Origin of the sequence: Micromonospora sp. BL4, assembly GCF_003667505.1 — a bacterium.
Lineage (GTDB): Bacteria > Actinomycetota > Actinomycetes > Mycobacteriales > Micromonosporaceae > Micromonospora.
Map to the genome: position 1 here is coordinate 1 of NZ_RCVJ01000232.1, position 1,930 is coordinate 1,930.

The 1,930-nt window shown below is 71.9% G+C and carries 1 protein-coding gene; it reads right to left on the reverse strand.

Annotated features, from left to right (window positions below):
* Window positions 1–313 precede the first annotated feature (313 nt).
* Window positions 314–1,930, reverse strand: a 1,617-nt coding sequence (locus tag EAD89_RS28670; protein WP_121677875.1) for a beta-N-acetylhexosaminidase, incomplete at its 5' end; no start/stop codon positions are given.

A 1,930-nucleotide genomic window follows, 5' to 3' on the forward strand; every position in this document is an offset into this window, starting at 1 on the left:
AGATGTGTATAAGGGACAGGTATCGGCGATGTCGTTGTGTCCCGGGCGCACAATGCCCCGATGTCGGCGAGCTGGAGTCGATCACCTCTCAGTGGCCGAGCCGAGCCGACAGTGCCCGTGAGACACGCGCAAACGGGCTGGCGGGCGAGGCCACTGGGTTGAGGCCGATGACTCAGAGGCATAAATATGACTCTGAGGTATCGGGCTCTCAGGTGCGGACGCCGCCCGTGGCCGCGCACCGCGGGCTTCGCCCAGGCGGCGGCCGGCGGGCACGCCCGATCAAGGTGAGGTGATCTGACCGGTTTCGGGGGCCTCAGGGGTTGTCGGTGCTGGGCACGGCGGCGTTGTCGGGGCCGGGCTGGGCCGGGATCTGCGGGCGGACGGGCTGGGCGGACCCGGCACCCTCGACCGGCCAGGGGACTTCGGGCGCGCGGTGGAAGGTGATTCCGGCGGCGGTCCAGCGCCGGCCGTGCCCGGCCAACCGGTCGCGGAACCCGGCCCAGTCGTGCGTCGCCCGGGGAGACCAACCCAGCTCGGCGATGGCGGGCAGCCTGGGCAGCAGCATGAACTCGATCTCGGCCAGCGAGGTGACCGATTCGGTCCAGAGCGGCGCCTCGACACCGAGCACCGCATCGTCGGCCACGCCCGTCACGTGTGACCCGGGATCCCAGTCGTACGCCCGGCGCACGTCGATGAGGCCGGCCCAGTCCTGCCCGACCGGGGTGTCCGGGGCGTACTTCATGTCCAGGTAGGCGTGGTTGCCGGGGGAGAGGATCAGCCGGGCGCCCCGGCGTACCGCCTCGAGGGTGGCCGGGTCGTCGCCGTTCGTGCCCCACCACTGCAGGACCCGTCCGTCGACGTGCGCGGCCGGCGCGAGCTGGTGCCAACCGACGACGGTCTTGCCCGTGTCGGCGACGATCCGCTGCGTCCGCTCGACGAAACCGGTGTAGACCTCGCCCTTGACCTTGAAAGCCTCGTCTCCGCCGATGTGCAGCCAGGGCCCGGGGGTGAGCGCGGCCACCTCACCCAGCACGTCGGTGATGAAGTCGTACGTCCGCTCGTCAGCCGGGTCGACGTAGCTGAAGCCGACCTCGGTGCCGGTGTACGGCGGCGGTGCGACCTTGTCCGGTGCCAGCTCGGGGTACGCGACCAACGCCGAGTTGGTGTGCCCGGGGAGGTCGATCTCCGGGACGACGGTGACGTGGCGGGCGGCGGCGTAGGAGACAATCCGCCGGTAGTCGGCCTTCGTGTAGTGCCCACCCGGGCCGCCGCCGACCTCGGTCGCCCCGCCGACGGTGCTCAGCCTTGGCCAGGAGTCGACGGCGATCCGCCAGCCCTGGTCGTCGGTGAGGTGCAGGTGCAGGTGGTTGAGCTTGTAGCGGGCCAGGTGGTCGACGACGCGCAGCACGTCCTCGACGGGGAAGAAGTGGCGTGCCACGTCGAGCATCGCGCCCCGGTACGGGAACCGGGGTGCGTCGGTGATGGTCCCGCCGGGCAGCATCCACCGTTCGGTGACCGGGACCGCGCTCTCGATCGTCGGTGGCAGCAGCTGGCGCAGGGTCTGCACGCCGTGGAAGAGGCCGCTGGCGGTGGCCGCGGTGATGGTGACTCCGGCGCGGGTCACGGCGAGCTGGTAACCCTCGGCGCCCAGGCCGTCATCGTCGTTGAGGCTGGCGTCGTCGCCGGTCAGCACTAGGGCGATGCCGCCGGCCGCTGCCGGTCGGGTGGTGTCGGTGACCGGCAGCGGGTAACCGGTGGCCGGTCGGAGCAGCTCGGCGAGGTACGCGGCGACCGTCAGCGCGGCGGGGTCGGCGCTGGTCACGATGACGGCGTCGGGTGACAGCAGCCAGTCCTCGGCCGGGTCCGGCTCGACGCGCTGCGGGGCGGGCACGACGTCGAGCAGTTGGACCGGGGCCGGCGGGGCGAGCAG